The organism is Microbulbifer sp. ABF4_107, assembly GCF_056312215.1.
Genome location: NZ_CM149983.1, coordinates 699,715 through 726,640, shown reverse-complemented (window position 1 = coordinate 726,640; position 26,926 = coordinate 699,715). Strand labels below are relative to the sequence as shown.

General features: G+C 58.7%; 23 protein-coding genes. 11 read left to right on the top strand and 12 right to left on the bottom strand.

All coding sequences use genetic code 11. The features are described from left to right. The first annotated feature begins 85 nt into the window (after nucleotides 1–85). Together pgi and ACYX4K_RS02970 are read left to right on the top strand one after the other, a co-directional pair. Entirely contained in the window at nucleotides 86–1,702 is a 1,617-nt protein-coding gene (gene pgi / locus ACYX4K_RS02975; RefSeq protein ID WP_475093590.1) for a glucose-6-phosphate isomerase, read from the top strand. A 199-nt stretch (nucleotides 1,703–1,901) separates the two neighbouring features. Then, nucleotides 1,902–3,635, top strand: coding sequence for an IlvD/Edd family dehydratase (locus ACYX4K_RS02970; protein ID WP_475093591.1), 1,734 nt, complete (start codon nucleotides 1,902–1,904; stop codon nucleotides 3,633–3,635). Nucleotides 3,636–3,694: 59 nt separating this feature from the next. Here the strand turns inward: ACYX4K_RS02970 and ACYX4K_RS02965 are convergent, their stop codons facing one another. The 7 genes from ACYX4K_RS02965 to ACYX4K_RS02935 all read right to left on the bottom strand — a co-directional run bounded on the left by ACYX4K_RS02965 (nucleotide 3,695) and on the right by ACYX4K_RS02935 (nucleotide 11,546). Beyond that, on the bottom strand, nucleotides 3,695–4,453 hold the full coding sequence (locus ACYX4K_RS02965; protein WP_475093592.1) for a slipin family protein: 759 nt from the start codon (nucleotides 4,451–4,453) through the stop codon (nucleotides 3,695–3,697). Between the two features lie 31 nt (nucleotides 4,454–4,484). Further along, on the bottom strand, nucleotides 4,485–5,987 hold the full coding sequence (locus ACYX4K_RS02960; RefSeq protein ID WP_475093593.1) for an NfeD family protein: 1,503 nt from the start codon (nucleotides 5,985–5,987) through the stop codon (nucleotides 4,485–4,487). Between the two features lie 122 nt (nucleotides 5,988–6,109). Next, nucleotides 6,110–7,786 carry a bifunctional ornithine lipid synthase OlsF gene (olsF, locus tag ACYX4K_RS02955; protein ID WP_475093594.1) on the bottom strand — a complete coding sequence of 559 codons (1,677 nt, stop codon included), beginning with the start codon at nucleotides 7,784–7,786 and terminating at the stop codon, nucleotides 6,110–6,112. After that, nucleotides 7,783–8,574, bottom strand: coding sequence for a UDP-2,3-diacylglucosamine diphosphatase (locus ACYX4K_RS02950; RefSeq protein ID WP_475093595.1), 792 nt, complete (start codon nucleotides 8,572–8,574; stop codon nucleotides 7,783–7,785). The genes olsF and ACYX4K_RS02950 overlap by 4 nt, the downstream gene beginning before the upstream one ends. A gap of 178 nt (nucleotides 8,575–8,752) precedes the next feature. Next, the gene (locus ACYX4K_RS02945; protein ID WP_475093596.1) at nucleotides 8,753–9,592 is read right to left on the bottom strand and encodes a hypothetical protein; all 840 of its coding nucleotides are present in this window, start codon (nucleotides 9,590–9,592) and stop codon (nucleotides 8,753–8,755) included. Then, nucleotides 9,592–10,965 (bottom strand): hypothetical protein, encoded by a 1,374-nt coding sequence (locus tag ACYX4K_RS02940; RefSeq protein ID WP_475093597.1) that lies wholly within the window; start codon nucleotides 10,963–10,965, stop codon nucleotides 9,592–9,594. Before ACYX4K_RS02940 ends, ACYX4K_RS02945 begins: the two co-directional genes overlap by 1 nt. A gap of 248 nt (nucleotides 10,966–11,213) precedes the next feature. After that, the gene (locus tag ACYX4K_RS02935) at nucleotides 11,214–11,546 is read right to left on the bottom strand and encodes a DUF1820 family protein (RefSeq protein ID WP_197023776.1); all 333 of its coding nucleotides are present in this window, start codon (nucleotides 11,544–11,546) and stop codon (nucleotides 11,214–11,216) included. Between the two features lie 192 nt (nucleotides 11,547–11,738). On the opposite strand from ACYX4K_RS02935, the gene miaB reads away from it, so the two are divergent. The 6 genes from miaB (at nucleotide 11,739) to ACYX4K_RS02905 (ending at nucleotide 19,179) form a co-directional block, all read left to right on the top strand. Continuing rightward, nucleotides 11,739–13,142 carry a tRNA (N6-isopentenyl adenosine(37)-C2)-methylthiotransferase MiaB gene (gene miaB / locus ACYX4K_RS02930; RefSeq protein WP_475093598.1) on the top strand — a complete coding sequence of 468 codons (1,404 nt, stop codon included), beginning with the start codon at nucleotides 11,739–11,741 and terminating at the stop codon, nucleotides 13,140–13,142. A gap of 615 nt (nucleotides 13,143–13,757) precedes the next feature. Beyond that, nucleotides 13,758–14,840, top strand: coding sequence for a PhoH family protein (locus tag ACYX4K_RS02925; protein WP_475093599.1), 1,083 nt, complete (start codon nucleotides 13,758–13,760; stop codon nucleotides 14,838–14,840). A gap of 10 nt (nucleotides 14,841–14,850) precedes the next feature. Beyond that, a complete protein-coding gene (gene ybeY, locus ACYX4K_RS02920; protein WP_475093600.1) occupies nucleotides 14,851–15,399 on the top strand; it encodes an rRNA maturation RNase YbeY in 549 nt (182 codons plus the stop codon). An 8-nt stretch (nucleotides 15,400–15,407) separates the two neighbouring features. After that, nucleotides 15,408–16,304 carry an HlyC/CorC family transporter gene (locus tag ACYX4K_RS02915; RefSeq protein ID WP_475093601.1) on the top strand — a complete coding sequence of 299 codons (897 nt, stop codon included), beginning with the start codon at nucleotides 15,408–15,410 and terminating at the stop codon, nucleotides 16,302–16,304. Beyond that, nucleotides 16,304–17,893 carry an apolipoprotein N-acyltransferase gene (gene lnt / locus ACYX4K_RS02910; protein ID WP_475093603.1) on the top strand — a complete coding sequence of 530 codons (1,590 nt, stop codon included), beginning with the start codon at nucleotides 16,304–16,306 and terminating at the stop codon, nucleotides 17,891–17,893. Before ACYX4K_RS02915 ends, lnt begins: the two co-directional genes overlap by 1 nt. 353 nt (nucleotides 17,894–18,246) lie before the next feature. Continuing rightward, nucleotides 18,247–19,179: a TIGR01777 family oxidoreductase gene (locus tag ACYX4K_RS02905; RefSeq protein ID WP_475093604.1), complete on the top strand. Its 933-nt coding sequence runs from the start codon at nucleotides 18,247–18,249 to the stop codon at nucleotides 19,177–19,179. A gap of 20 nt (nucleotides 19,180–19,199) precedes the next feature. Here ACYX4K_RS02905 and ACYX4K_RS02900 read toward each other — a convergent pair whose 3' ends face one another. From ACYX4K_RS02900 to ACYX4K_RS02890, 3 genes are all read right to left on the bottom strand, one after another. Further along, nucleotides 19,200–19,604: a hypothetical protein gene (locus ACYX4K_RS02900; protein WP_475093605.1), complete on the bottom strand. Its 405-nt coding sequence runs from the start codon at nucleotides 19,602–19,604 to the stop codon at nucleotides 19,200–19,202. A 183-nt stretch (nucleotides 19,605–19,787) separates the two neighbouring features. Next, nucleotides 19,788–20,570, bottom strand: coding sequence for a YdcF family protein (locus ACYX4K_RS02895; RefSeq protein WP_475093606.1), 783 nt, complete (start codon nucleotides 20,568–20,570; stop codon nucleotides 19,788–19,790). A gap of 74 nt (nucleotides 20,571–20,644) precedes the next feature. Beyond that, nucleotides 20,645–21,127 (bottom strand): zinc ribbon-containing protein, encoded by a 483-nt coding sequence (locus ACYX4K_RS02890; protein ID WP_475093607.1) that lies wholly within the window; start codon nucleotides 21,125–21,127, stop codon nucleotides 20,645–20,647. Between the two features lie 97 nt (nucleotides 21,128–21,224). Here ACYX4K_RS02890 and leuS point away from each other — a divergent pair, with 97 nt between their 5' ends. From leuS to holA, 3 genes are all read left to right on the top strand, one after another. Next, on the top strand, nucleotides 21,225–23,822 hold the full coding sequence (gene leuS, locus ACYX4K_RS02885) for a leucine--tRNA ligase (RefSeq protein ID WP_475093608.1): 2,598 nt from the start codon (nucleotides 21,225–21,227) through the stop codon (nucleotides 23,820–23,822). A gap of 282 nt (nucleotides 23,823–24,104) precedes the next feature. Further along, on the top strand, nucleotides 24,105–24,623 hold the full coding sequence (locus ACYX4K_RS02880) for an LPS-assembly lipoprotein LptE (protein ID WP_475093609.1): 519 nt from the start codon (nucleotides 24,105–24,107) through the stop codon (nucleotides 24,621–24,623). A gap of 1 nt (nucleotide 24,624) precedes the next feature. Then, complete coding sequence (gene holA, locus ACYX4K_RS02875) at nucleotides 24,625–25,629, top strand: DNA polymerase III subunit delta (protein ID WP_476178762.1); 1,005 nt, start codon at nucleotides 24,625–24,627, stop codon at nucleotides 25,627–25,629. Nucleotides 25,630–25,643: 14 nt separating this feature from the next. Here the strand turns inward: holA and ACYX4K_RS02870 are convergent, their stop codons facing one another. Together ACYX4K_RS02870 and ACYX4K_RS02865 are read right to left on the bottom strand one after the other, a co-directional pair. After that, entirely contained in the window at nucleotides 25,644–26,609 is a 966-nt protein-coding gene (locus ACYX4K_RS02870; RefSeq protein ID WP_476178761.1) for a glycoside hydrolase family 18 protein, read from the bottom strand. Then, nucleotides 26,566–26,760, bottom strand: coding sequence for a hypothetical protein (locus ACYX4K_RS02865; RefSeq protein WP_476178760.1), 195 nt, complete (start codon nucleotides 26,758–26,760; stop codon nucleotides 26,566–26,568). The genes ACYX4K_RS02870 and ACYX4K_RS02865 overlap by 44 nt, the downstream gene beginning before the upstream one ends. Nucleotides 26,761–26,926: the final 166 nt, after the last annotated feature.

Sequence of the window (26,926 nt, the reverse complement as noted above, 5' to 3'; positions counted from 1 at the left end):
CACTCTGGTCGCGTAGGCCGTTTGTCGCTAATATCAGCAGCTTTCCTGCCGAACTCAGAAATTATTCAGCGAAGAAATTTTGACCATGGATGCTCTACCTCTGTCTGCCGCCATCACTTCCCTGCAACAGCACAAGGATAAAAACCGCTGGTCTCTGCGCGACCTGTTTGCCTCTAGTCCTGAGCGGGCAACCGCGTTCAGCGCGGAAGCTGCCGGAATCTACCTGGACTACAGCAAGAACCTGTTGAGCCCGGACACACTGCAAAAGCTGCTGGCGTACGCCGATACCGCGCAACTGAAACAGCGAATTGACGCGTTGCTCTCCGGCACAAATATCAACAACACCGAGCACCGCCCGGCACTGCACACCGCACTGCGCTTTCAGGGCGAGCCGCAGACAGAGCACGAGCAGGCGGTAGCGGATTGCCGCGTGCAGATGGCCAGGTTCGTTGAACAAATCCACAGCGGCGCCTGGACCGGGCTCAGTGGCAAGCGTATTCGCCATGTGGTCAATATCGGTATCGGCGGCTCCGACCTGGGCCCGCGCATGGTATGGGAGGCACTGCGCCCCTGGCACAACCCGGAGCTGACCGTACACTTTGTGGCAAATATCGATGGCGCCGACCTGAGCGATACCATTGCTCCCCTGCCCGCTGACGAGACTCTGTTCATCGTCGCCTCCAAGTCCTTCTCCACCCTCGAAACCCGCCAGAACGCCCTTTCAGCACGCCAGTGGGTGCTCGACGCCGGGTGTGCAGAGTCCGATCTGGAAAAGCACTTTGTCGCGGTGAGCAGCAATATCGTCGCGGCCCAGGACTTCGGCATCGCCGCACAGAATATTTTCCCCATGTGGGACTGGGTCGGTGGCCGCTACTCACTCTGGTCCGCCATCGGGTTGCCTGTCGCCCTGGCCTGCGGGTTTGAGGTGTACAGCGAGCTGTTGGAAGGTGCCAATGCCATGGACCGCCACTTTGCCGAGGCGGAGTTTGCACAGAACCTGCCGGTGCTAATGGCACTGATCCATTTCTGGTACCGCCAGTGCTGGAGCGCAGGCAGCCTCGCAGTGCTTCCCTACGCCCAGCGCCTGGCCAAGTTCCCGGCGTGGCTGCAGCAACTGGATATGGAGAGCCTCGGCAAGAGCGTCACCCGTGACGGCCAACCGTTGCCCTATGCGAGCGGCGCTGTGATCTGGGGTGCCGAGGGCAGCAATGGCCAGCACTCATTCCATCAGTTGCTGCACCAGGGCACGGATATGATTCCGGCAGATTTCGTGGCCATCAAGGAACCGACCTCAGAGCTGAAGGAACAGCACCAGTGGCTGCTGTCCTGCTGCCTGAGCCAGAGCCAGGCACTACTCAAGGGCAAGTCCCTCGCGGAAGCGCGCAGGGAGCTGGAAGCCTCCGGGCACACCCACAAAGAGGTTCACCAGCTGGCTCCGCACAAGGTGGTTCCCGGCAACCGCCCGAGCAACACGCTGATTCTGGAAAGGCTCGATCCGTTCCACCTGGGCAGTCTGCTGGCGCTCTACGAGCACAAGGTGTTCACCTTTGGCTGCCTGCTGGATATCAACCCGTTTGATCAGTGGGGTGTGGAGCTTGGCAAAGTGCTTGGCAATGGTGTCCACGACGCCATGGAGCATGGCGTCCCAGAGGCGTGGGACGGGTCCACGGCAAACCTGTTCAAGCGCCTGCTGCAAAAATAATTCAGCAACCGATCTATGCCCAAATTGCTCCCGGCAAAGTACAGACCACGCACGGCGAAACTGGCGCCGGAACTGAAATCGCCAGTTTTCGCCCTCTCATCCGTCACAGTTATGTAGTCGAAAATGTATGGCGGCTTCCTGGCCACGCCAGCCAGCGTAAGCACTTCGGACAGAACAAGCAGCGACGAGTAACACGTGAATGAAGAGCAAACCCAAGCCCTCCCGCCGCAGCCAGCAGAGCTACGGCAAGTCGGACAAGGACGGTTTTATCCACCGCTCGTGGATGAAAGCCCAGGGCTACCCGGACCACGTGTTCGACGGTCGCCCCATCATCGGCATCTGCAACACCTGGTCTGAAATCACTCCCTGTAATTCCGGTCTGCGGGAAATCGCCGAATATGTAAAACGCGGTATCTGGGAGGTCGGTGGAGTACCTCTGGAGTTCCCGGTTACCAGCCTCGGTGAAACCCAGATACGCCCCACCGCCATGCTGTTCCGCAATCTGCTGGCCATGGACGTGGAAGAATCCATCCGCGGCAATCCCATCGACGGCGTAGTGCTGCTGGGTGGCTGCGACAAGACCACCCCGGGCCAGCTGATGGGCGCCGCCAGCGTCAATCTGCCTACCATCGTTGTCTCCTCCGGTCCCATGCTGAACGGCAAGTTCCGCGGCCGGGATATCGGCTCCGGCACCGACGTGTGGAAATTCTCTGAAGCGGTGCGCGCCGGAGAAATGAGCCAGGAAGACTTTATTGCCGCAGAGAGCGGTATGTCCCGCTCCCGCGGCGTGTGCATGACCATGGGTACTGCCTCCACCGTATCCAACCTGGTGGAAGCCATGGGCCTGAGCCTGCCTTACAACGGCTCCATACCCGCGGTGGACGCCCGCCGCCAGGCCATGGCACATATGAGTGGTCGCGAGATCGTGCGCCTGGTACGCGACGATGTGCGCATGAAGGACATCGTTACCAGGGATTCCCTGATCAACGCCATCAAGGTGAACTCCGCGGTGGGCGGTTCCACCAATTCCGTAATGCACCTGCTGGCACTGGCGGGCCGATTGGAAATTGATCTGCAGCTGGAAGATTTCGACCGCTACAGCCGCGACCTGCCACTGCTGGTGGACCTGATGCCCTCGGGGCGCTTCCTGATGGAGGACTATCACTACGCCGGCGGCCTGCCCGCGGTGATGAGAAAAATCGGCAGCCATCTGGATTTGAACGCGGCGACTGTCAGCGGAATAACCCTCGGCGAGCAAGTTGAAAACGCCGAGTGCTACGACGACGAAGTAATCCGCGATATCGACAATCCGGTAAAGGAAAACTCCGGTATATGGGTGCTGCGCGGCAATCTCTGCCCCCAGGGGGCAATCATCAAACCCAATGCCGCATCACCGGAATTACTGAAACACACCGGCCGCGCCGTGGTGTTCGAATCCATTGAGGATTACCACGCACGCAAGGATCTGCCAGAGCTGGATATCGACGAGCACTGCATCATGGTGCTGAAAGGCTGCGGCCCCAAGGGTTATCCGGGCATGCCGGAAGTGGGCAATATGGCGCTGCCGAAAAAGCTCCTGGAAAAAGGGTTCAAAGACATGCTGCGTATTTCCGACGCGCGCATGAGTGGCACCGCGTTTGGCTCTGTAATCCTGCACGTGGCACCGGAAGCCAGCGCCGGCGGCCCACTGGCCGTGGTTCAGAGTGGCGACCTGATTGAATTCAACGGCGAAGCCCGCAGCCTGAATCTGAAAATCTCCGACGCGGAGCTGCAGGCCCGTCTTGTGGAGTGGAACAACAATACACCCGCCCCCACCTACCAGCGCGGCTACGCGAAGCTGTATGTGGATACGGTGCTGCAGGCAGACAAGGGCGCCGACCTGGACTTCCTGGTAGGAGGCTCAGCTGATGTAGTCTCACGGGAATCGCACTGATGCCAGTCGCCGGGCATCAATCAGTACAATAAAACGCTGAAAGATGACTGGCATTCCGGCTATTCGACTACTTTCCCACTCTTCAGTAGCGGTTTGATCAGGTCCATCGGTAGCGGGAACACAATCGTAGAATTCTGCTCCCCGGCAATATCAATCAGCGTCTGCATATAGCGCAGGGTGATCGCATTCGAGTTCTTGGAAAGCTGGTCGGCCGCCTCGGTCAGTTTTACCGCCGCCTGCGCTTCACCTTCCGCATGAATTACCTTCGCCCGGCGCGAACGCTCCGCCTCTGCCTGACGCGCAATCGCGCGGATCATGCTTTCATCCAGGTCGATGTGTTTGATTTCCACATTGGTGACCTTTACACCCCAGGCGTCGGTCTGCTCATCGAGGATTTTCTGGATATCCACATTGAGCTTGTCGCGTTCGGACAGCATTTCATCCAGCTCGTGCTTGCCCAGCACCGAGCGCATGGTGGTTTGGGATAACTGGCTTACCGCCTCGTGATAGTTTTCCACATTGATGATCGCCGACTGTGGATCGATTACCCGGTAGTACACCACCGCGTTCACTTTGACCGACACGTTATCCCGGCTTATTACATCCTGAGTGGGCACATCCATCACCACCACACGCAGGTCCACCCGTTCCATGGTCTGGAGTACCGGGATGATAATGATCAACCCCGGGCCCTTGACCGCCTGGAAGCGGCCGAGAAAGAACACCACCGCACGCTCGTATTCCCGCAGGATTCGAATCGCGTACATGATTAGCAGTACGACCGCCAGAATCAGCAGGCTGGCAAAGTAACTGACCATAAGAATGCTCCCTTTTCGCCTAATAAATGGCTTATTCCGGTTGAACCTGCAAAATCAATCCGTGTTCGGCGGTGACCGTCACCAGCTGCCCTTCGGTCAACAGGTTGTCGCAGCGGGCCCGCCAGATTTCACCGTCGATCTTTACTAAAACCTCCGGCTCTATTTCGATCACTACCGCGGTACGTCCCACCATCGCCTTGTTCGCCGCCACCTTGGGTTGACGCAGACTGTGACCGACCGCGTACAACAAGCCAAGCAATCCCAGTCCGCTGACTGCGGCAATGGAACCAATCAGCGCCTTGGATACCCGCATGCCCGGCACGTCGCTGTCGATCAACAGCACCGAGCCGATGACCAGAGCGACGACGCCACCAATACCCAATGCGCCAAAGCTCGGTACGAACAGCTCCGCGGCAATTAACAGCGCCCCCACAATGATGAGCGCAAGCCCCGCGTAGTTGATTGGCAAAACCTGCAGCGCGTAAAACGCCAGCAGCAAACAGATGACTCCGACCACGCCGGGCACGATGGCGCCGGGGCTATAGCCTTCGAAGATCAGGCCGTATATGCCGATTAGCAGCAGGATGTAGGCCACCTGGGGGTTGGTGATCAGAGACAACAGCTCATTGCGCCAATCGGGCTCGTACGCAACGACCGGTAGCTCGGCGATGCTGCCGGCAATCTGCTGCTTGCTCCCGTTCAATACGATTTCACGATTTGGCAATTGTTGAATTAACTGCTGTTGGTTATCCGCCACCACATCGATGACGCTTTCCGCCAGCGCTTCCTGGGCGGTCAAGGTGGCGGCATCGCGCACTGCCTTTTCCGCCCAGTCGGCATTGCGCCCGTGACGCTGGGCGAGGCCGCGGATATAGGCCACGGAATCATTAATCACCTTGCGCTCCATCGCGGTGCCGGGCTTGGCGCTATCTTTCTCGGCTTCAGCTTCATCGCCTGTACCGGCACTCTTGTCGTCACCGCTCTTATCACTGCCGCCTTCCGCCGCTTTATCGGGTGCGTTTTGTGGAGGCTCCTGCTCACCCGGCATGCCGCCAATTTGCACCGGTGTCGCCGCGCCGAGCGTCGTCGAAGGTGTCATCGCCGCCACATGACTGGCGTAGAGAATATAGGTGCCAGCACTGGCGGCACGGGCACCTGCAGGAGTGACGTAGGTGACGTAGGGAAGATCGGACGCGAGGATATGCTGGATAATATCCCGCGTGGCCGCATCCAGCCCCCCGGGGGTATCCATATTTACGATAAACAAGCGCGCACCCTTTTCGCGGGCGGTCTTGCTGGTGCGAATCAGATAGTCGGTGGTTGCCGGTCCAATCGGACCATTAATGGAGAGCTGCGCAATATGCGGTTGATTCTGCGCTTCGGACTCGCCGGCGCCGCCTACCACTCGCTCTGTTTGACTCTCTTGCTCCGATTGCCTCTCTTGCTCCGGTTGGGAGAGGCCAGCAATAGAAAACATCTGCGCCAAAATCAGTAGCAGGCAGGCGGTTACCGCTTTCGAACACCACTGTTTCATAAGTGTTATCCCGGGTGCGAAAGGTCAGGAAACACAAGCGTAACAGAATCGCCAGCAGGTATAGGGAATTGAGCGCCGGTTACCGATAAGCCGAAACCTGTTGCCGACGCATAGAGTGTAGATCAGCTCGCCGCCAGGTACCGCTTGGCGAACTTGGAGTCCATTTTTTCCAGATCAACTACCACCAGACCATCCACGGAATCGCAGAAATCCGGGTCGATATTGAATGCATGGAAACTGGTGCCGCCGGGGCTGGTCACCGCGGTGTATTTTTTGAAAAGTGGCGGCAGCACCACACCTTCTTCTTTGAGAATTTGCTTCAGTTGCAGCATATCCCCATTGGCGTCACCGGTGAGTTCTGGAAGATCTGCGCGGGCTTCGATAAATGGCAGGCGCGCATTGCCCATGGGTTTCTGGGTAGCGAAGTGGTGCAGAAAATAGCGTACGATGGCGGACTTGGCACGGCGAGAGAAATTACCGGGCATGGAGACCGGGCCGAACAGGAAGCGGCGGTTATTGCGCAGAATCCACTGGCCGATACCGCACCAAAGCAGATCCAGGCCTCGACTGCGCCAGTATTCCGGCAGCAGGAAACTGCGGCCCAGTTCGGCGGAGGCCGGCAGGCACTCTTCCGGGGAGCGAGAGTAGCTGAACAGGGTGGTGCTGTAGATCTTGTCTGCGGTCAGCCCGTCGGTGCTCACCAGTCGATAGGCACCGGCCAGTTGCTGGCGCTCTTTGTCCCACAACAGCAGGTGGTCGTACCAGGCATCGAAGGCATCCCAGTCGCGGCTGTTGCCGGTACCCTCGCCCACCGCGCGGAAGGCGATTTCCCGCAGGCGGGAAAGCTCGCGCATAACCGGGCAGTCTGACTGCTGGCGGTAGAGCTTCACTTCAAACTCTCCCTGCGCGACCAGGGTTTCGCAGTTGGCGAGAACCGCAGCGACTTCGGGAGCAGCCTCCGCACCGGCGATGGGTTCCGGTGCCAGTCCCTGTGGATTTTTGTGCAGGCGGTAAACCTGTTTTTTCCACAACTTGGCCTGAGCGCGGGGCGCCATGGGCCAGTCCCGATAGTGCTCCGGGGTTACCGGTGTGCCGATGCGGATATCAATACCCTTGCGCACCTGTTTGAACATTTCGCGAATAAGCCACAGGGTAGATAGCGGCTTATTCACCATGGACAGGCCGTACCACCACAGGGAGTTTCTACCGCGTACCTGCACCGGTAAAATAGGCGCGTCGGTTTTATCGGCGAAGCGGATAAATCCAGGATTCCAGCGGCCATCGCGCACACCCTGGTGGGTCAGGCGCGACACTTCCCCGGCGGGGAACACGATAATCACACCGCCAGCGCGCAGGTGGCTGTATATACCTTCCACGTCTTCGCGGCGGGTGCGACCATTAAAGTTATCCACCGGCAGTAAATAGCCACGCAGGGGTTCGATATTCCACAGTAGTTGGCTGGCCACCGCTTTCACGTCCTTGCGTACCCGCGCCACCATATCGATCAGGGCGAGCCCATCGAGGCTACCCAGAGGGTGGTTGGACACAATCACCAGCGGGCCAGACGTAGGTATCCGCTCCAGCTCCGCCAGATTGACGTCGTAATGAAAATCGAAGGAGCGGAACACCTGGCGGATAAAGTCCAGGCCTCCAAGGTGCGGGAAATTTTTACCGAATTGCTGGAGCTGCTGCTCACAGCAGATTTTCTTTACCGTGGCGGAAACCAGGCGGCGCGCGGGGCTTTTCGGCGCGGCGCTGTACCAGGGATTTTTCTGTAACAGGTTTTCGAGCTGAATCATGCGGCTACCGCCTCTGTCATGATACGTGCAATCTTCGGCGTCCGGTGCCAGTGCAATACGTTTAGAGCGCCACTCTTTTCTTCCACAATGGCGGTCATGGAGTCGACCCAATCACCGCAGTTGGCATAGGTCACCGCACTGTCTTTTGACGCGCTGTGACGGATACCCGCGCGATGAATGTGACCACAGATAACACCGTCGTAACCTTTACGACCGGTTTCGCGAATAGCCACTTCTTCGAATTTGTTCATCATCCGGCGAGCGGCGTTTACACGATTTTTTACGTGATTCGCGAGGGACCACCATGGCTTATCGAACCGGCTGCGCCAGTAATTGATCCAGCGGTTAAACCGCAGCATCAGGTAATAGCTCTGATCGCCAATGTGGTAGCTGACAGGATTGATATCGATGTGATGTTCGAACTGGTCCCCGTGGGTAACCCAGTAGCGCTTGCCGTCGGAGGCCGTGTGGACCCACTCGCGCTCGACGCGGATATTGCCCAGGCGTTTGCCCGCCCAGCTGCGCATGGGCGCGTCGTGGTTGCCGGGCACGTAGATGATTTCCGGTACCCGGGTGCTGAGGTCGGACAGCATTTCCAACAGCATGCTGGAGGCCTTGCACCAACTGCCCTTGCCCTGGGACATGGCCTTCATATCGAAAATATCGCCCACCAGATACACGGTGTCCGCGGTGTTCTGGGCGAGGAAGTCCGCCAGCCGTTGCGGCTCGCTATCCCGGCTACCCAGGTGAACATCGGAAATCCACAGTGCGCGATATCGATTACTCATTGGCAAGTTCCATCCAGATTCCATCAAGGGTTTGGACCACATCAGATGGGATAAAACTTTGCTTGAGTTTTCTTACAAACCGGCGGCTGTTTCTTGAAGCTTCTATTGCAAACCAACCACAAAGAGGAAAATGGTGACGAAAATTGGGCTTTGGAGGAATAACGGTGTGCCCTCCACCTTAATTGCGCACCCGCTGAATAGTTTCCAGTCGAGATACACTGCCCAGATAATCCTGCCAGCTGGCCTCTAGCTCGGCGGTCTGGTAGCGCTGGTATTTCTCACGGTCCAGCCAGTAGACCCGGGTTCGGGCTCTGCGCAGATCAATCAGTGGCAGCTGATCGATGGCCGCCGAACCCTCCTTGAATACCGAGCCTGCGCGGGAATTCTGGATCATATCGCTGACAATGGTGAGTTGGACGTGCTCCGCGGCCGGATCCAGATGGTTGAGTGCGACCACATCGGACAACGCCTCGTAGATGGGAGAAACCGGCTGCTCGCCACCGGAAACCGCGCGACCGATGGCGTGATCCAGAGGCTGCTCGAAACGCTGTTTGTACAGCGCCTGTACAAACTGCTGGTTCGCGGTAAGCGCACTGACACTCTCGCCGGAATGCGGCTTGCACAGATTGATCACCGGCTCCGACAGCCCGTTATAGTGATCATCCAGCACGAAAATGGAGAAGCGGTCGTTTACCGACGCCGTCTCCAGTAATCCGGACAAATGGGTTTTCAGGAAATGCGCCTGGTGCGCCGAGAGCGTATCGGAAGCGTCGATCACCACAAGGTGCTGGGCAAAGCGCGGAAGATGCGGATTGCACAGGGTGACCTTGTCGAAATCCCGCGCCGGCGAGCGCACCACCTGCAGCGCAAACACCACCAGTGCTGCCAGGATCAGCGCTCCCAGGGCAAAAATCAGCGTGCCTCTTTTGTCTTCCCTGGACAATCGCCGCCAGGGGCGAGCCCGGCTGAGCGAGCGACCCGGCGAGCGACAAGCGCGACGACGGTGAAAGTCTCCCATCACACTCTCCGCAGTCCGTGATCAAGCTCCAGTTTATCCACAAGTGCGGCGAGAGAGGCCTGAATCGATTCACAGCGCTGATTGACCACCCCCACCGCATCGCTATAGGACTGATCGAGCTCATCCATCACCGTTTCGAAGGTGACAAGATCCCGCTTGTGCTGCTCCAGTCCGGTGGTATTCAGCTGTGGCAGCTTGTCCAATTCAAACCGCAGCAGCTCGCCAAAGTAGGCAGAGCGCCGATTCATCATACGTGCCGAGTAAGACTGGTAGTACCGCACCAGCTCATCCAGCAATCCCTGCGCCTTGATGATGTCTTCGTGATAGTGGCGATGGATTTCCTCGCTGCGCTCGATGCTGGCCTTGAACTGGATAAACTGCGCGCGAATGGTTTTTTCCGTATCGGAAATGGTTTCCTGAATATCCTCGGCCATCTCGTTGACGCTTTCGATGGCGTCTTCATGGGCCTCGCGCCATGCCTGCTGTTGCTGTTTCACACGGCGGGTAATGGCGGTGTACCCGGGGTAGCGGTCATCCACCACAAAAAACTTGGCCGCCAGCAGAATCAGCGCGATGCCGCTAACCACCACCATGATCCAGGAATTGAAATCCTGAATACCCAGGGGCTGTGCCTGTAACGTGGTCATCGCTACCTGCGACGCGGTGAATGGATTGGCTTCCAGCGCCTCGCGGTAGTGGCCAACGCCGAGCACGAATACCACCGCGGTGGTCAGAACCGCGAGGAACAGGGTTCCGGAACCGATTTTTCTCAGCGGGTTCTGGTGCAGGCAGTGGCGCAGGGAAAACGCAAGAAATGCGGCAAATCCGAGGTTAATCATTGAAATGATAAACGCCTGAAAAAAACCGCCCACCAAACCCAGGTCACTGCCCTTCGACAGGAAAAAAGCGTTTAGCACCGTCTCCATAATCACAATAAAAAAGATCACGGAAAAGTGCAGCAATTTGGACTCCCGATACACCGCCTCGCGGGTGAGGCCGTTGCGCTGGCGGAACATTTCCAGGTCCATGCGCAGTGCGGAGTACTCCTGGGCGCGCTGCTTCAACCCGCTCACCAGATGGGCCAGACGCCCGGCAACGGTTTTCTCCACCAGCGACTCGGTGTTTTTCATTTCCTGGTGCAGCTGGCGGATATCCACCTCACTGCGATCCGCCAGCTCCTTGTCCAGCTCGCTCTGGCGGTTTTCATGCACCCGGCCGATGATCTCCCGCACCACGTAAGAGCGCATACTCTCTTCGCTCTCGGTGTGGTTGCGACGATCGACTTCGGGAATACCCGCTTTCACATCGCGCTCGACGCGCTGCTCGATTTTGAGGGCTGTGATGGCGGCTTTGGTAGCCGGAATTGAGGTCATGCTGTCACCTAAAAACTTCCACTACATTTTAGGTTTTCGGGAGGAAGGACTCCCTTTTTCAGCATAGCTGGCAGCATTCAGCCAGCGGCTTCGATGCGACAAATGGCGTTAGGAAAGCAACGCAGGCGCCAGAATTTCACGGAACAGTCGTCGATGTCGACGAAAAGTCGGGTATTTCTACTCCCCAATCCCAAATTCCGGGCATAAAAAAACGGGCCAATTGGCCCGTTTTCGCAACCGCTCTCCGATCAGTCGGAATCTGTCGGGTGCCGCATGGGTGCCGGGAACGGGAACTGGGCCACCTTGTCGCCCTTCACTTCATGCACCTTGCCAACGCCCTCTTTCTCCACCTCATCGATGCGCACAATGCTGTGCATGGGGATATAGGAGCGCTTCACCGAGGAGAACTCGGTCTTCAGCTTTTCCTCACTGGGGTCAACCACCAGCTGGGACTTTTCCCCAAACACGAACTCTTCCACTTCGATAAAGCCGTACATCTCACTCTGGTAGATGGCACGGGCGTAGAGCTCGAACACCTGGTTCTGGTTGTGGAAAATGACTTTGTAGATTGGGTTTGCCATAGATCGCTCAATGAGGGGGCGGAAATGTACAAGGGAAATTGCGAAAGCCCCGTGAATTCTAGTGTGCGGGTGGCCTCAGCCACGAAAAGCGCGGAAGGGTACCACCGGAACCAACCCCCGTCTATGCAGCCCCAAACGCGGCCGGTATAATGCCCCACCTTTTGAATTGACCAGTTTTTAACCAGGCCCAACATGTCTATTGAGATGTCCCCCGAGAAGCCCTCCGAACCGACCGAAAAACCGGTGAAGAAGCTCTTTATCAAGACCCACGGCTGCCAGATGAATGAGTACGATTCTGCGCGCATGCGGGACCTGCTGGGCGAATCTCACCAGATGGTGCCCACCGACGATCCGGAAGATGCGGACGTGCTGCTGGTGAACACCTGTTCTATCCGCGAGAAAGCACAGGAAAAATTGTTCCACCAGCTGGGCCGCTGGAAGCACCTGAAAGAAAAGAACCCGGATCTGGTGATCGGGGTTGGCGGCTGTGTGGCAAGCCAGGAAGGCGAGGCCATCGCCAAACGCGCGCCCTATGTTGACCTGGTATTCGGCCCGCAGACCCTGCACCGTCTGCCGGAGATGATGGAAACCAAGAAGCAGCAGAGCGGCGCCATCGTTGTCGACGTTTCCTTCCCGGAAATCGAAAAATTCGACCGCCTGCCGCAGCCGGAAGCGGACGGCGTAAGCGCCTTCGTATCCATTATGGAAGGCTGCTCCAAGTACTGCACCTTCTGTGTGGTGCCCTACACCCGCGGTGAGGAAGTGAGCCGCCCGGTGGCGGACGTGCTGGAAGAAGTGGCACACCTGGCAGACCAGGGAGTCCGCGAAGTAAACCTGCTGGGCCAGAACGTAAACGCTTACCGCGCGCCCGGTGAAGACGGCCAGATCGTGGATTTTGCCGAGCTGATCACCTACGTTGCCGCCATCGACGGTATCGACCGCATCCGCTACACCACCTCGCACCCGGTGGAGTTCTCGGATGCGCTGATCGATGTATACGCGGAAGTGCCGGAGCTGGTAAACCACCTGCACCTGCCGGTTCAGAGTGGTTCCGACCGCATTCTGATGGCGATGAAGCGCGGCCATACGGCGCTCGAGTACAAGTCCAAGATCCGCCGCCTGAAGGCGATTCGCCCGGATATCTGCCTGTCGTCTGACTTTATTATCGGCTTCCCCGGTGAAACCGAGCGTGACTTCGAGGCCACCATGAAGCTGATTCAGGATGTGGGTTTCGATATCTCCTTCAGCTTCATCTACTCCGCCCGCCCGGGCACGCCGGCGGCCGACCTGCCGGACGACACTCCGGAAGAAGTGAAGAAACACCGACTGCAACTGCTGCAACACCGCATCAACCAGCAGGCCCGCGAAATCGCACACCGTATGGTGGGCAATGTAGAACGCGTTCTGGTCAGCGGCGTCTCCAAAAAAGACCCGGGCCAGTTACAGGGCCGGACTGAAAACAACCGCGTGGTCAATTTCCGCTGTGATCAGCTGGAGCTGATCGGTAAGTTTGCCGATGTGCTGATCGAAGAGGCACTGCCGAACTCCCTGCGCGGGACTTTGGTGGCTTCTGAGCTGGATGGGCCGCTGAGCTGATTTAGTGGTCCTTAATCGGCGGGGCCTGTGGCGGCCCTGCTACCGATAGTCCTTTGCGAGACACGCCGTGAACCCATCCCTGGGGGCTCTTCCACGAGGTCCCTCTCGCGGAAGGTCTCGCAAAGGACTATCGGTATCAGCGCCTTCGCTTTACACATCAAACCAACTTGAATCCATGTGGTCGTACGTGCACTGAAGCCGATGCTAAGGGCATGCTGCCGGGATTCGTTTCCGGGACCGTACGCGGCCATGGATGGCCGTGTCCGAGCGCACAGGGGTAAGGCAAGTGTTTGTGAAGCAACGCTTCGCACGCAGCCGAACGACGCCAATCTTGATTGGCGGCCGGCCCGCTTGCGGGTGCTTGTAGCGTGTCCCGGAAACGAATACCGGCAGCAGGGCCGCCACAAGGCTAGCTACGGAGCACCAAAGACCTGGCACCATCTACGAAGCTCCGAAGCCCACTACGAAGCACCAAAACCCGGAAGCGACCCAAAACCTTCATACTCCCCTGTTATAAGCCACCCGACCGGTTAGAACCCATTCGTCACAAACCGGCCTTTCCTATACCGGTGAAATGGGTATAACCTACAGACTGAACCATCAGACAAAAGGTGCATGGAAACCAATTTGGAAACACAAGCCCTCGCTCACAGCATCACCCTCGAGCCTAACGACGCTCGCCGCCTGGCCAACCTCTGTGGCCAATTTGATCAACACCTGCGCCAGATTGAACAGCGACTGGATATCGAAATCCGCAATCGCGGCAATCAGTTTGCTTTTTACGGAGATGCCAAGTCCGCCCGCGCCGCCGGTGAGATCCTGAGCAACCTGTATCAGGAAGCCGGAGCCAATGACGAAGTGACCCCGGAGCAGATCCACCTCGCCCTGCAGGAATCCGGGGTTGAAGAGCTGATCAGCGGCAAGCAACAGATCGAAGAAGGTGAAGACGATCAGGTTGTATTGATCCGCACCAAGAAATGCTCCGTGCGTCCGCGCGGGATCAACCAGCGCAAATACGTGCGCGCGGTTCAGACCAACGATATCAATTTCGGTATTGGCCCCGCCGGTACCGGTAAAACCTATCTGGCCGTGGCCTGCGCCGTGGAAGCCCTGCTCAAGGACTCCGTAGAGCGCATCCTGCTGGTACGCCCGGCGGTGGAAGCCGGCGAGAAACTGGGCTTTCTGCCCGGTGACCTGAGCCAGAAGGTCGACCCCTACCTGCGCCCCCTGTACGACGCCCTGTATGAAATGCTCGGCTTCGAGACCGTGGGCAAGCTGATCGAACGCAATGTGATCGAGGTAGCCCCGCTGGCCTATATGCGCGGCCGTACCCTGAATAACGCGTTTGTGATTCTCGATGAGAGCCAGAACACCACCCGCGAGCAGATGAAGATGTTCCTCACCCGGATCGGCTTCGGATCCACCGCGGTGATTACCGGTGACCCCAGCCAGATCGACCTGCCCCGCGGCCAGGCCTCCGGCCTCAAGCACGCGATTGAAGTGCTGAGCAACGTCAACGGCATCAGCTTCACCCACTTCGGCGCCAAAGACGTGGTCCGCCACCCGCTGGTACAGCGGATCGTGGAGGCCTACGGTGAGCACGAAGCGGAAGTGGAAGCGCAGCAGGAAGCCGAGCGCGCGGCGCGCAAGGCCGCTGCGCTGGAAGCCGCTGGTCGCGCTGGAGAAAATGCGGCCTGAGGCCGCGCCCATGAACGCCAATTTGTCCGAGAGCCAGTCGCGCTCGCCCGCTGACGTCCATCTGGATGTGCAGCGGGCCTCCTCCTGCTCCCCACTCCCAAATGATGCCGATCTTGCCCTGTGGGCATCAGCCGCTGTGGGCGAGCACCGGGCGCACGCCGAAATTTCCCTGCGCATCGTCGACGAGGACGAGAGCCAGGCCCTGAACGGCCAGTATCGCGGCAAAGACAAACCCACCAATGTACTCTCCTTCCCTGCGGACATACCTCCGGAGCTGGGCCTACCCCTGCTCGGCGACCTGGTGATCTGTGCGCAGGTAGTGGCGCGGGAAGCGGAACAGCAGCACAAAGCCCAGTCCGCACACTGGGCACACATGGTGGTCCATGGCACACTGCATCTTTTGGGTTACGACCATATCGAGGACGATGAAGCCGAGATCATGGAAAATCTCGAAACCCGCATACTGGCTGAACTTGGTATCGAAGACCCATACCAGCCTATTGAAGCGCCTGCGCAAGACGCACAGGCCGAAAAAACGACAAACGGAACCGACGAGTAACGCGGAGTATGGCCACATCCATGACCACCGACGAACCCCCAAGTAGCTCCTCTTCCAACCGCCCCCGATCGGGGGAGAAAAACTGGTTGGAAAAAATACTGGGTGCCTTCTCACAAGAACCCAAATCCCGCGATGAGCTGCTGGACATCATCAAGGACGCCGCCGAAAACAAGGTGGTCGATGCCGAAGCCCTGTCCATCATCGAGGGAGCGCTGGATGTTTCCAGCCAACAGGTGCGGGAGATCATGATTCCGCGCTCACAAATGGTGGTGGTCAGTATTGAAGACTGCCCCAAGGACTTCCTCCCCAAGATCATCGAGTCCGGCCACTCCCGCTTCCCGGTGGTGGGCGAGAGCATCGACGATATCCGCGGCGTCCTGCTGGCCAAAGATCTGCTGCCACTGGTGCTGAAAGGCGTAGACGATTTCCGCCTGGAAGATCATATCCGCCCCGCCAATATCATTCCCGAAAGCAAGCGCCTGAATATCCTGCTGCGGGAATTCCGCGAGAACCGCTATCACATGGCTGTCGTAATCGACGAGTATGGTGGTGTCTCGGGCGTGGTAACCATTGAAGACATCCTCGAAGAAATCGTCGGCGAAATTGAAGACGAGACCGACGAGGAAGAAGCGGATAGCTTTATCCGCAAAGTGAGCGACAACGACTTTGTGGTGAAAGCGCTCACCCCCATCGAGGACTTCAACGACTATTTCAATTGCGAATTCAGCGATGAAGAGTTCGACACCATCGGCGGTCTGATCATGCAGTCCTTCGGCCACCTGCCGGGGCGCGATGAAATGACCAAGCTCGGGGAATTCCAATTCCGCGTCCTCTACGCCGACAACCGGCAGATTCACCTGCTGCGTGTTAGTCGGTTCGACAGGCCCGCTGAAGAAGATGGTTGATGCGTAATTCTCTGTTCTTCTCGAGGGCGCTGCCCTCTGTGGCCGCCCTGATCGCGGGCGGCCAGCTTACCCTTTCCTTTGCGCCGTACAATTTGTGGTGGTGCAGCCTGCTCTCCCTGGGGCTCTTTGCCTGGCTGCTGGCGCCAGGAAAAAATGCACCAGCGCTCTCCGGCAAACAGACCTTCTGGCTGGCCCTGTGTTACGGCTTTGGCCTGTTCGCCACCGGTGGCTCATGGGTATATGTTTCCATCACCGATTTCGGTAACTCATCCCCACTGCTCGGGGTGATTCTTACCGCTGCCTTTGTCGGCATTATGGCGGTGCTGTTTGCCCTGCCGTTTATCCTGCTCGCGCGCTTTCGCGCAAACCCGGTTTCTTTTGCCCTCGCCTTTGCCGCACTCTGGTTTATCAGTGAGTGGTGCCGCACCTGGATGTTTACTGGCTTTCCCTGGCTGTTTGCCGGTTACGGACATATTCACACCTGGCTTGCCGGTTGGGCGCCGATTCTCAGTGTTTACGGTATTGGCCTGTTGCTGGCGTTTACCTGCGCAGTGTTCGCGCTGTTCGCACGCTGGGCATTCGGCACAGGCCTGTGGAAATCTCCGGCGGCGATGGCTCTGGGCATCTCTGCCGCCCTGATCTGGCCTGTAGGCCTATTGCTGACCAATGTGGAGTGGACTCAGGCCAGCGATGACTCACGTACCGTTGGACTGGTGCAGGCGAATATCCCTCAGGAAAAAAAGTGGTTGCCGGAATTTCGCGGTGAAACCATCCGACGCTACCAGACCGCCACAGAATCCCTACACCAGCAGGGCGTAGATCTGGTGATCTGGCCCGAAGCAGCGCTGCCGTTGCTGTACCATCACGCACCCAATTTGATGGAAGCCCTGCAGTCCAACGCGCAAGATGCAAAGACCGACCTGATTACCGGAATTCTCTACGATACCGAGCAGAATCACCGCCGTGTGGTGCACAACTCCGCTGCGGTATTCGGCAGCGAACAACAGCTCTATCACAAACGCCATCTGGTGCCCTTTGGTGAATATGTCCCACTGGAAGACTGGATCCGCGGCACCATCGAGTTCTTCAACCTGCCCACGTCATTTATCCGCCCGGGCCCCGAAGGGCAAACACCGCTGAACGCCGGCGGGCTCAGCTGGGCACTGCTGATCTGCTACGAAATTGTGTATCCACAGCTGGTTGCGCAGAGCAGTGGCGACGCACAGGTTTTGCTGACCCTGAGTAACGATGCCTGGTTTGGGAAGTCCATCGGTCCACTGCAGCACATGCAGATGGCACAGATGCGCGCGCTGGAGACCCAGCGCTACCTGGTGCGGGGCACCAATACCGGAATTACCGCCATTGTCACTCCCGACGGTAACATCTCCGAGCAACTTCCCCAGTTCGAACAGGCCACCATGGTCGGCCAGGTACAGGCCCGCAGCGGCGTAACGCCGTTTATGGTGATGGGTGTCTGGGGCCTGGTAGCACTGGCGGTATTCATGCTGATAGCCGCGGCCCTGTTGCAGCGCCGCCGGGAATCCCCCGCAAACACCACCGATGGTGCCGTGGCCCGCGCGCTGGACTAGCCCACACTTACCCTCGGGCCGAAAGCCGGGGCGGCGATTGCCTTCCTTTGCCGCCCGGTTTCACCTGCCCGGCCAATATTCCCCCGGAATCCACCGCAAGCGAACTTGCGGCTGCTATTATCCTGAGATATTCACCGGGTAAATCGCCCGCAGACTTTTCGGATCACCGGGAAGCCATTGCAGTACATTTACCCACAGGCCCAGCGCCTCCCCCCTTTCCCGCCGGCACAGAATGCCTCCGGCCCGTATCGGGGAAGATACAAATTTGCACTTATTTTGACTGCACAGATCAAGTCCACGCGCCGAACCACTTTTGGCAGCGGCGGACAATGTGCGGCATGGATGCCTGAGATATGCATTGCTTGATTACCGGCGGCACCGGATTGATTGGCCGCCAATTCTGCGAGAAGTGGCTGGAGAGAGGCCACCAACTCACCGTATTGAGCCGTACGCCGGATAAAGTTCACCGCCTGTGTGGCGAGGCGGCCAATGCGGTGCGCGACCTGCAACAGGTTGAGGGGCCGGTCGACGTGGTGGTGAACCTGGCAGGGGAAACCATTTCCCGGCGCTGGAGCGAGGCCCGCAAGCAGGAAATCCGCCGCTCCCGTCTCGACACCACCAGCGACCTCACACGCTGGGTTCTGTCCCAGCCCCAGCGCCCCAAATACGTCCTCTCCGGTTCGGCTGTCGGTTACTACGGTGACCGAGGTGGTGATCTGCTCAAGGAAACCAGTGGCCCGGGCGGTGGCTTTGCCGCCGAGCTGTGTCGGGACTGGGAGGCGGCCACACTACCGCTGCAACAGGCCGGTATCTGTGTGGGTATCATGCGCACCTCGATTGTGCTGTCCATAGACGGCGGCGCCCTGAAGCAGATGTTACCGGCATTCAAGGCCGGACTCGGTGGCCCAATGAGCTGCGGGGAACAGTGGATGAGCTGGATTCACGAGGCGGATATCGTCGGTCTGATGCTGCATGCGATCGACCGTCACCTGTGTGTGCCATTCAATGCCTGCGCACCAGAGCCGGTCACCAACAACAGCTTCTCGCGCCTGCTGGCAAAACAGTTGCGCCGGCCATGCCTGATGCGTACACCGGCCTGGATGCTGAAAATCCTGTTTGGGGAGATGGCGGAGGAGTTACTGCTGGCAAGCCAGCGCATGGAGCCGCGCACCGCCCTGGACAGCGGCTATAGCTTCCAATATCCAACTCTGGAAAAAGCCCTCGAGGACCTGTTGGCCCCGGCGGGCAGTAACGGCAGTGCCCACGCCTCTTCACGAGGGCACTAGCTGGCTTCTCGCAATACCTTTCAGGCCGCGGCATTACTTCGCACCAGCACCTCATCCAGGTAACTACGCGCCGACTCGGAGGTCACCGGGTCAACCTTGCACTCCATTGGTGCAGAACCTACCCACTGAGCGTGCCAGCGAAACCAACTGTGGGCCTCCTCGACGTTGGTCGCACCCTCGCTCTCCGCCTTTTCCTGGCGAAACTCGACGAAGTCGGTCTGCTCGGGATCCAGATTGAATTCGCGCACAATTTGACCAACGAAGGTTTCGAAATTCTTACTGAGCTTGGCGCCGCTCTCGACACCCGCGGACAACATGACCAGTTGTCGACTGCCACGGCGGGCCATCTTGAACCCAACCCATACCGGACGATTCAGCCGATTATGCAGCTGAATAGGGGAAAATGACGCAGGAAAATCTGACATCAATCCGTACCTCAAACTTTTTTGTTGTTATTCGCTAGGTAGCCTGTTCTGCCGCTACCCGGAAGCCACTCAGGCCATCCAAAGGCAAACAGCGGAGGCAGCCATACTAGTTTTATCTGAAACTAACGGCAACCTCACCAGCCACCCAAAACCCGCGATTACATTCTGGTCAATTTATCGAAATCAACACTGCCTGCGTGCCGGTAGCGACCGCCACCGGTACCACTGCAGGCCCAGTAACTCCCGCCAGTAAACCTGGCTGCGCATCAACGCCCCGGCACTGGGTAACCAGCGCAACAGACCGCTCTCACCCCGTGGCACCAGTTCACCGGGGCTGCCCACGGGCAGCGGTTGCACCTGCAGCCCGGCACGGGCAAAAGTTTCCGCAGCGCGGGGCATGTGCCACCAGTGGGTAACCAGGAGTACGCTTTCGACTCCGGAATCGTGTAGAAGTGCCGCCGAATTGGAAGCGTTCTCCGCCGTGTTGCGACTGCAATTCTCACGCCAAGTGGCACTACGACCGAACAGTTCCTCGAGGGCACCGGCCATCAGGTCGGATTCCGGGAGCTTTTCCTCCTCGAACACACGCCCACCGGTAACCAGAATCGGCATTTTCTCCGGCGCCTGCTGTACCGCCCAGGCAACCCGTTCAAGACTTGCGGCAGAGAGCCGCTCGACACCACTGTCCCCATCCCGGTAGCGCCCACCGCCGAGGACCACCACCGCAGAAGGCTCCGACTCCGGGGCCACGGGCAACTCGTGAACCAGGCGCTGCCCAAGCCAGCCGGAAAAAGCCGGTGTCGCGAAAACCCACAGCGTGAGGAAGCACAGGATAGCCAGTGGCAGTGACAGTTTGGCGACGGGGGAAGAGGCGGGAAAAAACCAGAAGGCAAATGCCAGCAGCATCCCGACAAGGGGGGCGAATGGCGGCATCACCAGTGTCGTAAGTGCAGTTTGCAGTTCCATTATTCCGTTTGCGCGCGATCCATCTCAGGATGTTGATTTCAGGGCGCAGCCTCCTTGTCTATTCACAAAGGGGGCTAGCGGTCTTCGGGGCCGCCCACAATCTGGCGGAAGCAGCCATAGCCGCAACGGTGGCAGGGTGTCACTTCGGCACCGGCATCCGGCAGCGCCCGGTAACCGCAGCCGAGACACTGCAGCTCTTCGCCTTCGCCGACAATCTCACCGGCCAGCGCCCAGGGCTCACCGCGCTTGATACAACCCATCACCGCGGGCCACACGGTCTTGGTGGGGTCTGCCGCATCCAGCAGCCAGTCGCCGACACGCTCCTCCTGGGTCAGTAGCTCGCCCCCAAGATCCTGCAGGTAGTTTTCCGCGCGGTGGGCGTCGTCCTTGATCCAGGCGTTGAGGAAAGCCGCCTTGCGCGCGGTGAAACTTTCCACGTCCAGCTCTTCCCCCACCAGCTTTTCCAGCTCGCGTTTGGCCTCGGTAGAGAGCTTGCCATCTTCCCCTGGCAGATCGGGATTCGCGACCTTGCCGGCCTCTTTAGGTTTCTTACTCACCTTATCCCTCCTATAATTCGCGGTTTTCCGGCCGGGCCTTAGACTCCCGGTCAGAACACCCCAATAGATCGAGTCACAGAGTATAGGTTCCCCACAGATGGAAGAGCAGTACAACCCCTCCGCAGTCGAAGCCGCCGCCCAGGGCCATTGGGCCGAGCAGAAAAGCTTCGAGGTAAAGGAAGACCCCAGCCGCGACAAGTTCTACTGCCTATCCATGTTCCCCTACCCCAGCGGCAAGCTGCACATGGGGCACGTGCGTAACTACACCATCACCGACGTGATCTCCCGCTACCAGCGCATGCAGGGCAAGAACGTGCTGCACCCCATGGGCTGGGACGCCTTCGGTCTGCCGGCGGAGAATGCCGCCATCCAGAACAAGACCGCGCCGGCCAAGTGGACCTACTCCAATATCGACTACATGAAAGGCCAGCTGAAGTCTCTTGGCTTCGGTTTTGACTGGTCCCGGGAGCTGGCCACCTGCCAGCCGTCCTACTACAAGTGGGAGCAGTGGTTCTTCACCCGCCTGTACAAGAAAGGCCTTGTGTACAAAAAAATGGCTACGGTGAACTGGGATCCGGTGGACCAGACCGTACTCGCTAACGAACAGGTGGAAGACGGCCGCGGCTGGCGCTCCGGTGCATTGGTCGAACGCCGGGAAATCCCCCAGTGGTTTATCAAGATTACCGATTACGCCGAAGAACTGCTGAAAGACCTGGACCAGCTGCCGGACTGGCCGGAACAGGTGCGCACCATGCAGCGCAACTGGATCGGTAAATCCAAAGGGGTCGAGCTGGCCTTCGCATTGCCGAAAACCATAGCCGGTGTCGACCACTTCGACGTCTACACCACCCGCCCGGACACCCTCATAGGCGTCACCTACGTGTCCCTCGCGGCAGAACACCCGATTGCGCTGGAACTGGCAGAGTCCAATCCAGAGCTGAAAACCTTTATTGACGAGTGCAAAAAGCAATCCATGTCCGAAGCCGATATGGCCACCATGGACAAGAAAGGCATGGACACCGGCCTCAAGGCCATCCACCCGCTTACCGGTGAAGAAGTGCCGGTGTGGATCGCCAACTACGTACTGATGGATTACGGCTCCGGCGCTGTGATGGCGGTACCCGCCCACGACCAGCGTGACTGGGAATTTGCCAAGAAATACGACCTGCCGATTGAGCAGGTGATCGCCCCCACCGGCGACGAGTCCATTGATCTGGAAAAAGAAGCCTTCACCGAAAAAGGCGTGCTGGTCAATTCCGGCGGCTTCGACGGCCTCGACTTCGACGCCGCCTTCAATGCCATCGCCGACGGCCTGGAAGCCGCTGGCAAAGGCCGCGTCACCACCAACTACCGCCTGCGCGACTGGGGTGTCTCCCGCCAGCGTTACTGGGGTGCACCGATTCCCATGTTCAACCTCGCCGACGGCGGCGAAATTCCGGTACCGGCGGAGAAACTGCCGATCCTGTTGCCGGAAGACGTGGAGCTCGACGGCACCACCTCACCGATTAAAGCGGACACAGAGTGGCGCAAAGACGAGTACAACGGCGAAGCCGTTGAACGGGAAACCGACACCTTCGACACCTTTATGGAGTCCAGCTGGTACTACGCCCGCTACACCTGCCCGGATTTCGAAGAAGGCATGCTCGACCCGGACCGCGCCAACTACTGGCTGCCGGTGGACCAGTATGTGGGCGGTATCGAACACGCCATTCTGCACCTGCTGTACGCGCGCTTCTTCCACAAACTCATGCGCGATGAAGGCCTGGTAAAGAGCGATGAGCCCTTCAAGCGCCTGCTGTGTCAGGGCATGGTACTGGCCGAATCCTTCTACAAAGAAGACAACGGCCACAAAACCTGGATCGCGCCGACTGCCGTCGACGTAGAGCGCGATGACAAAGGCAAGCCGATCAAAGCCGTAGAACGCGCCACCGGTGAAGAAGTGGTTGCCGGCGGCGTGGTGAAAATGTCCAAGTCCAAAAACAACGGCATCGACCCCCACGCCGCGGTACAGGAATACGGTGCCGACACCGTGCGCCTGTTCACCATGTTCGCCGCGCCCCCCGAGCAGACCCTCGAATGGCACGACTCCGGTGTGGAAGGTGCAAGCCGCTTCCTGCGCAAACTGTGGAAAACCGTCCACGGCCATATCGAAGCCGGCGACGGTAGTGCGGCGATTGATACCAACGCGCTGTCCGACAAGCAACAACAGCTGCGCCGCAAAACCCACGAAACCATCCAGAAAGTCAGCGACGACTACGGCCGCCGCCAGACCTTCAACACCGCCGTCGCCGCGGTGATGGAACTGCTGAACGAAGTGGGCAAGGTAGCAGAGCGCGACTCCGCCAACGGCCTCGCCGTAGAACGCGAAGCCCTGCAGGCCGCCGTCATGCTCCTCGCCCCGGTCACCCCGCACATTAGCCACGAACTGTGGAAAGCGCTGGGCAACAGCGGCGAACTGGTCGACGCGCCCTGGCCCAAAGTGGACGAAAAAGCCCTGGTCCGCTCCAGCATCACCCTGGTGGTTCAGGTCAACGGCAAACTGCGCGCAAAACTCGAAGCGCCCGCAGACGCCGACAAGGAAACCCTGGAAAAAATGGCGCTGGCCGACGAAAACGTACTGAAATTTACCGAAGGTAAAACCGTGCGCAAGGTGATCGTTGTACCCGGTAAACTGGTCAACATCGTCGCCAATTGATTGACCCCGAGTGGTGGATGCGCTCTCGCTTATCCACCCTACAAATTAAGGCAGTACCTCGACGTAGGGTGGATAAGCACAGCGCATCCACCTTCCCTTACGAAGCACAATGCTCAGATGCGAAGGGTGGGTGCCGGGTACAGGTTTTCAGGAGCGTCGCAAACAGGATGTTTGCGCCGCAGCGCCCAGGGATGGGTCTACAGCGGTCCTGAAAACCTGTACCCGGCACCCTCCCACCACCACATCAGCAAAAGAACGCAACGGACCTCGATGAAATCAATAATGCTCCGCACCCTAACAATAATCCTGGCCATAGCAATCTCAGCCTGTGGCTGGCACCTCCGCGGCGCACCGAAAAACTTCCCTCCCGGAAGCAAGCTCTACATCACCACCGAAGACCCCAGAAGCGAACTTGCCGAAAGCATCACCCGCCTGCTGCAAACTAGCGGCCTGCCATTAGCAGAAGCGCCTAACGAAGCCGACTTCACCCTCACCATCCACAAAGAGATCGAACAAAAACGTACCGTCTCCGTGGATGCCCAGGGCCGCGCCTCCGAATACGAACTCATCACCAGCGCCGAATACAGCGTGCGTGACAACACCGGCCGCGACCTCCTTACCATGGCCCGCGCCGACGTCTACCGCACCCTCGAATGGGACGACGCCGAAGTCGTCAGTAAAGGGGAAGAAGAGCGCCTGCAGCGGGAAGAAATGCGCCGCGAACTTATCGGCCGGATCATCGACCGCCTGCGCCGTATCGAAATCAACACCCCAGTCCGCGACAGCCCGGCACTGCCCTGATATGCCACGCATCAACCCGCGCCAGCTCGCGCAGAACCTACGCCAGGGACTCGCACCCATCTACGTCGTCACCGGCGACGAACCGCTACTGGTGCAGGAATGCTGCGACAGTATCCGCAACGCCGCGCGCAAACAGGGCTTCAACGAGCGCGACCTGCTGCACGGCGAACACAACTTCGACTGGGGCCAACTGCTCTCCGCAGCCGGCTCCCTCTCACTGTTCGCAGACAAAAAAGTAATTGAGTTGCGCCTGCCCGGCGGCAAGCCCGGCGACAAAGGCAGTAAAGCCCTGCAGGAGTTCGCCAGCATGGCGAACGACGAAACCCTGTTGCTACTGGTATTGCCACGCCTCGACCGCTCGCAACTAAACAGCAAATGGGTAAAGGCGCTGGAAGCCAAAGGCGTACTGATCCAGATCTGGCCGGTAAACGCCTCCGAAATGCCGCGCTGGATTCACCAACGCCTGCGCGCCGCCAACCTCGACGCCGAGCCGGAAGCCATCCAGATACTGGCCGAGCGTGTGGAAGGCAACCTGCTCGCCGCCAGTCAGGAAATTGAAAAGCTGAAACTGCTGGCACAGGACACGGTGATTACCGCCGACACCATGAATAATGCCGTCGCCAGCTCCGCACGCTACGACGTGTTCGGTTTGATCGACAAGGCGCTCGCTGCCGACGCCGCGGGCGCGGTGCGCACATTACAAGGGCTGCGCGCCGAAGGTGTGGAAGCCCCGGTGGTGCTCTGGGCCATTGCCCGGGAAATCCGCACCTTGCTAGAAACCCAACAGAAATTGGATCAAGGCCAGCCCATCAACCGTCTGGTGCGTATCCAGAAACGCCAGCCGCTGATTCAGGCCGCCTGCCAGCGCCTGCGCCCGCGCCACCTGGAAAACTTCCTGATGCGCGCGAGGGCAGTGGATAACGCCATCAAAGGCGGCAAGGAAATGGACCCCTGGGCCGGACTACTGGAGTTGACCCTCAACCTCTCCGGCAAGCGCAGTATCTAGCGCTTGCCGTAACATCAGCGGCTTTTTTCTTCGAAGATCGCGTTTACCAGTTCGCCATCGTCGCTATCCCCCGGCAACTGCCAGAACATAATGCCGCCCAGCTTGTGATCCTTTGCATAACGGGTTTTTGCTGCGACAGAACGCGGGTTATCAAAGGTCGCAAACTGTTTCTTCTGCGCGTGGTAGGCGTATGCAGCCTTTGCCTCGTCATCCCACGCCAGCTCAAATCCTGACTCTGCGGTATAGGCGGTTTCCAATGCACTAAACGCCAGGCCCGCAACATGGGTGCCATTCTGATAGCGCCCTTTCTGGTCCGGTGCGACGCCATCCCAAACCCGTGAATAGAAAGCCGCACCAATCACAATTTTCTTGCTGGGCACACCGGCTTCCAGCAGGAAGCGGACGGCATTGTCCGTGGACTGCTTCTGCTGATCGGTGGAATACAGGGGTGAGTGGTGTCCGGTCACGGTGCTGAAGCCATTGACCAGGTCGTAACTCATCACGTTGATCGCATTCAGCAACGGCGTGACCGCCTGCCAGTCCAGGGATTTCTGCAAAAACTCATCGAAACCACCAATGGCGGCAGTGATCAGGTAGTCCTGCCCCAAGGTCTTGCGCAACGCCTGCACCAGCGCGGTAAAGTTTTCGCGGTCTTCCGGTTTGTAGGGATGCCCCGGATGTCCGGCAATGGCTGGATACTCCCAATCCAGATCCAGGCCATCGCCACCAATGCGCTCCAGTGTTGCCTTTACAGAGCCGGCAAAGGCACGACGGTTTTCCGCTGAAGAGAAAACCTCTGAACAGGTCTCGCAGCCACCCCAACCTCCGAGCGCGATCATTATTTTTAAATGTGGGAACTGTTGTTTCAGCGCCAACAAGCGCCGATAAGAAGCGACCGCTTCATCGTCCCGAAATGCCAGCTGATTGCCGTCCAGATCAGACGAAGCTGTAGATAAGATGCGTGAGCTTGTTGAAGTCATAGCGCGCCAGGTCATGCCCGTCGCCCATGTAATAGCCCATTACTGCCAATTCGTCCGCACTCACCGGGGGTACATCCGCGCTCTCTTCCGCACAGGCAGCACCACCCAACATCACCAGCCACAGACCACACCAACGCCACCAGTTCCCCATCGCGAGTTCTCCTGCGTTATACCTCGTTATGTATTAGGGCTTGGATTCACCCTTGTTCCTGCGGTCATGCTACCGCCTGCAGCACACGGATGACAACGCTGTCACTCACAAATGCATCAACGCTGCGCACAGTGAGGCGCAATTGGCGCATGGGAGCAATGCGCCC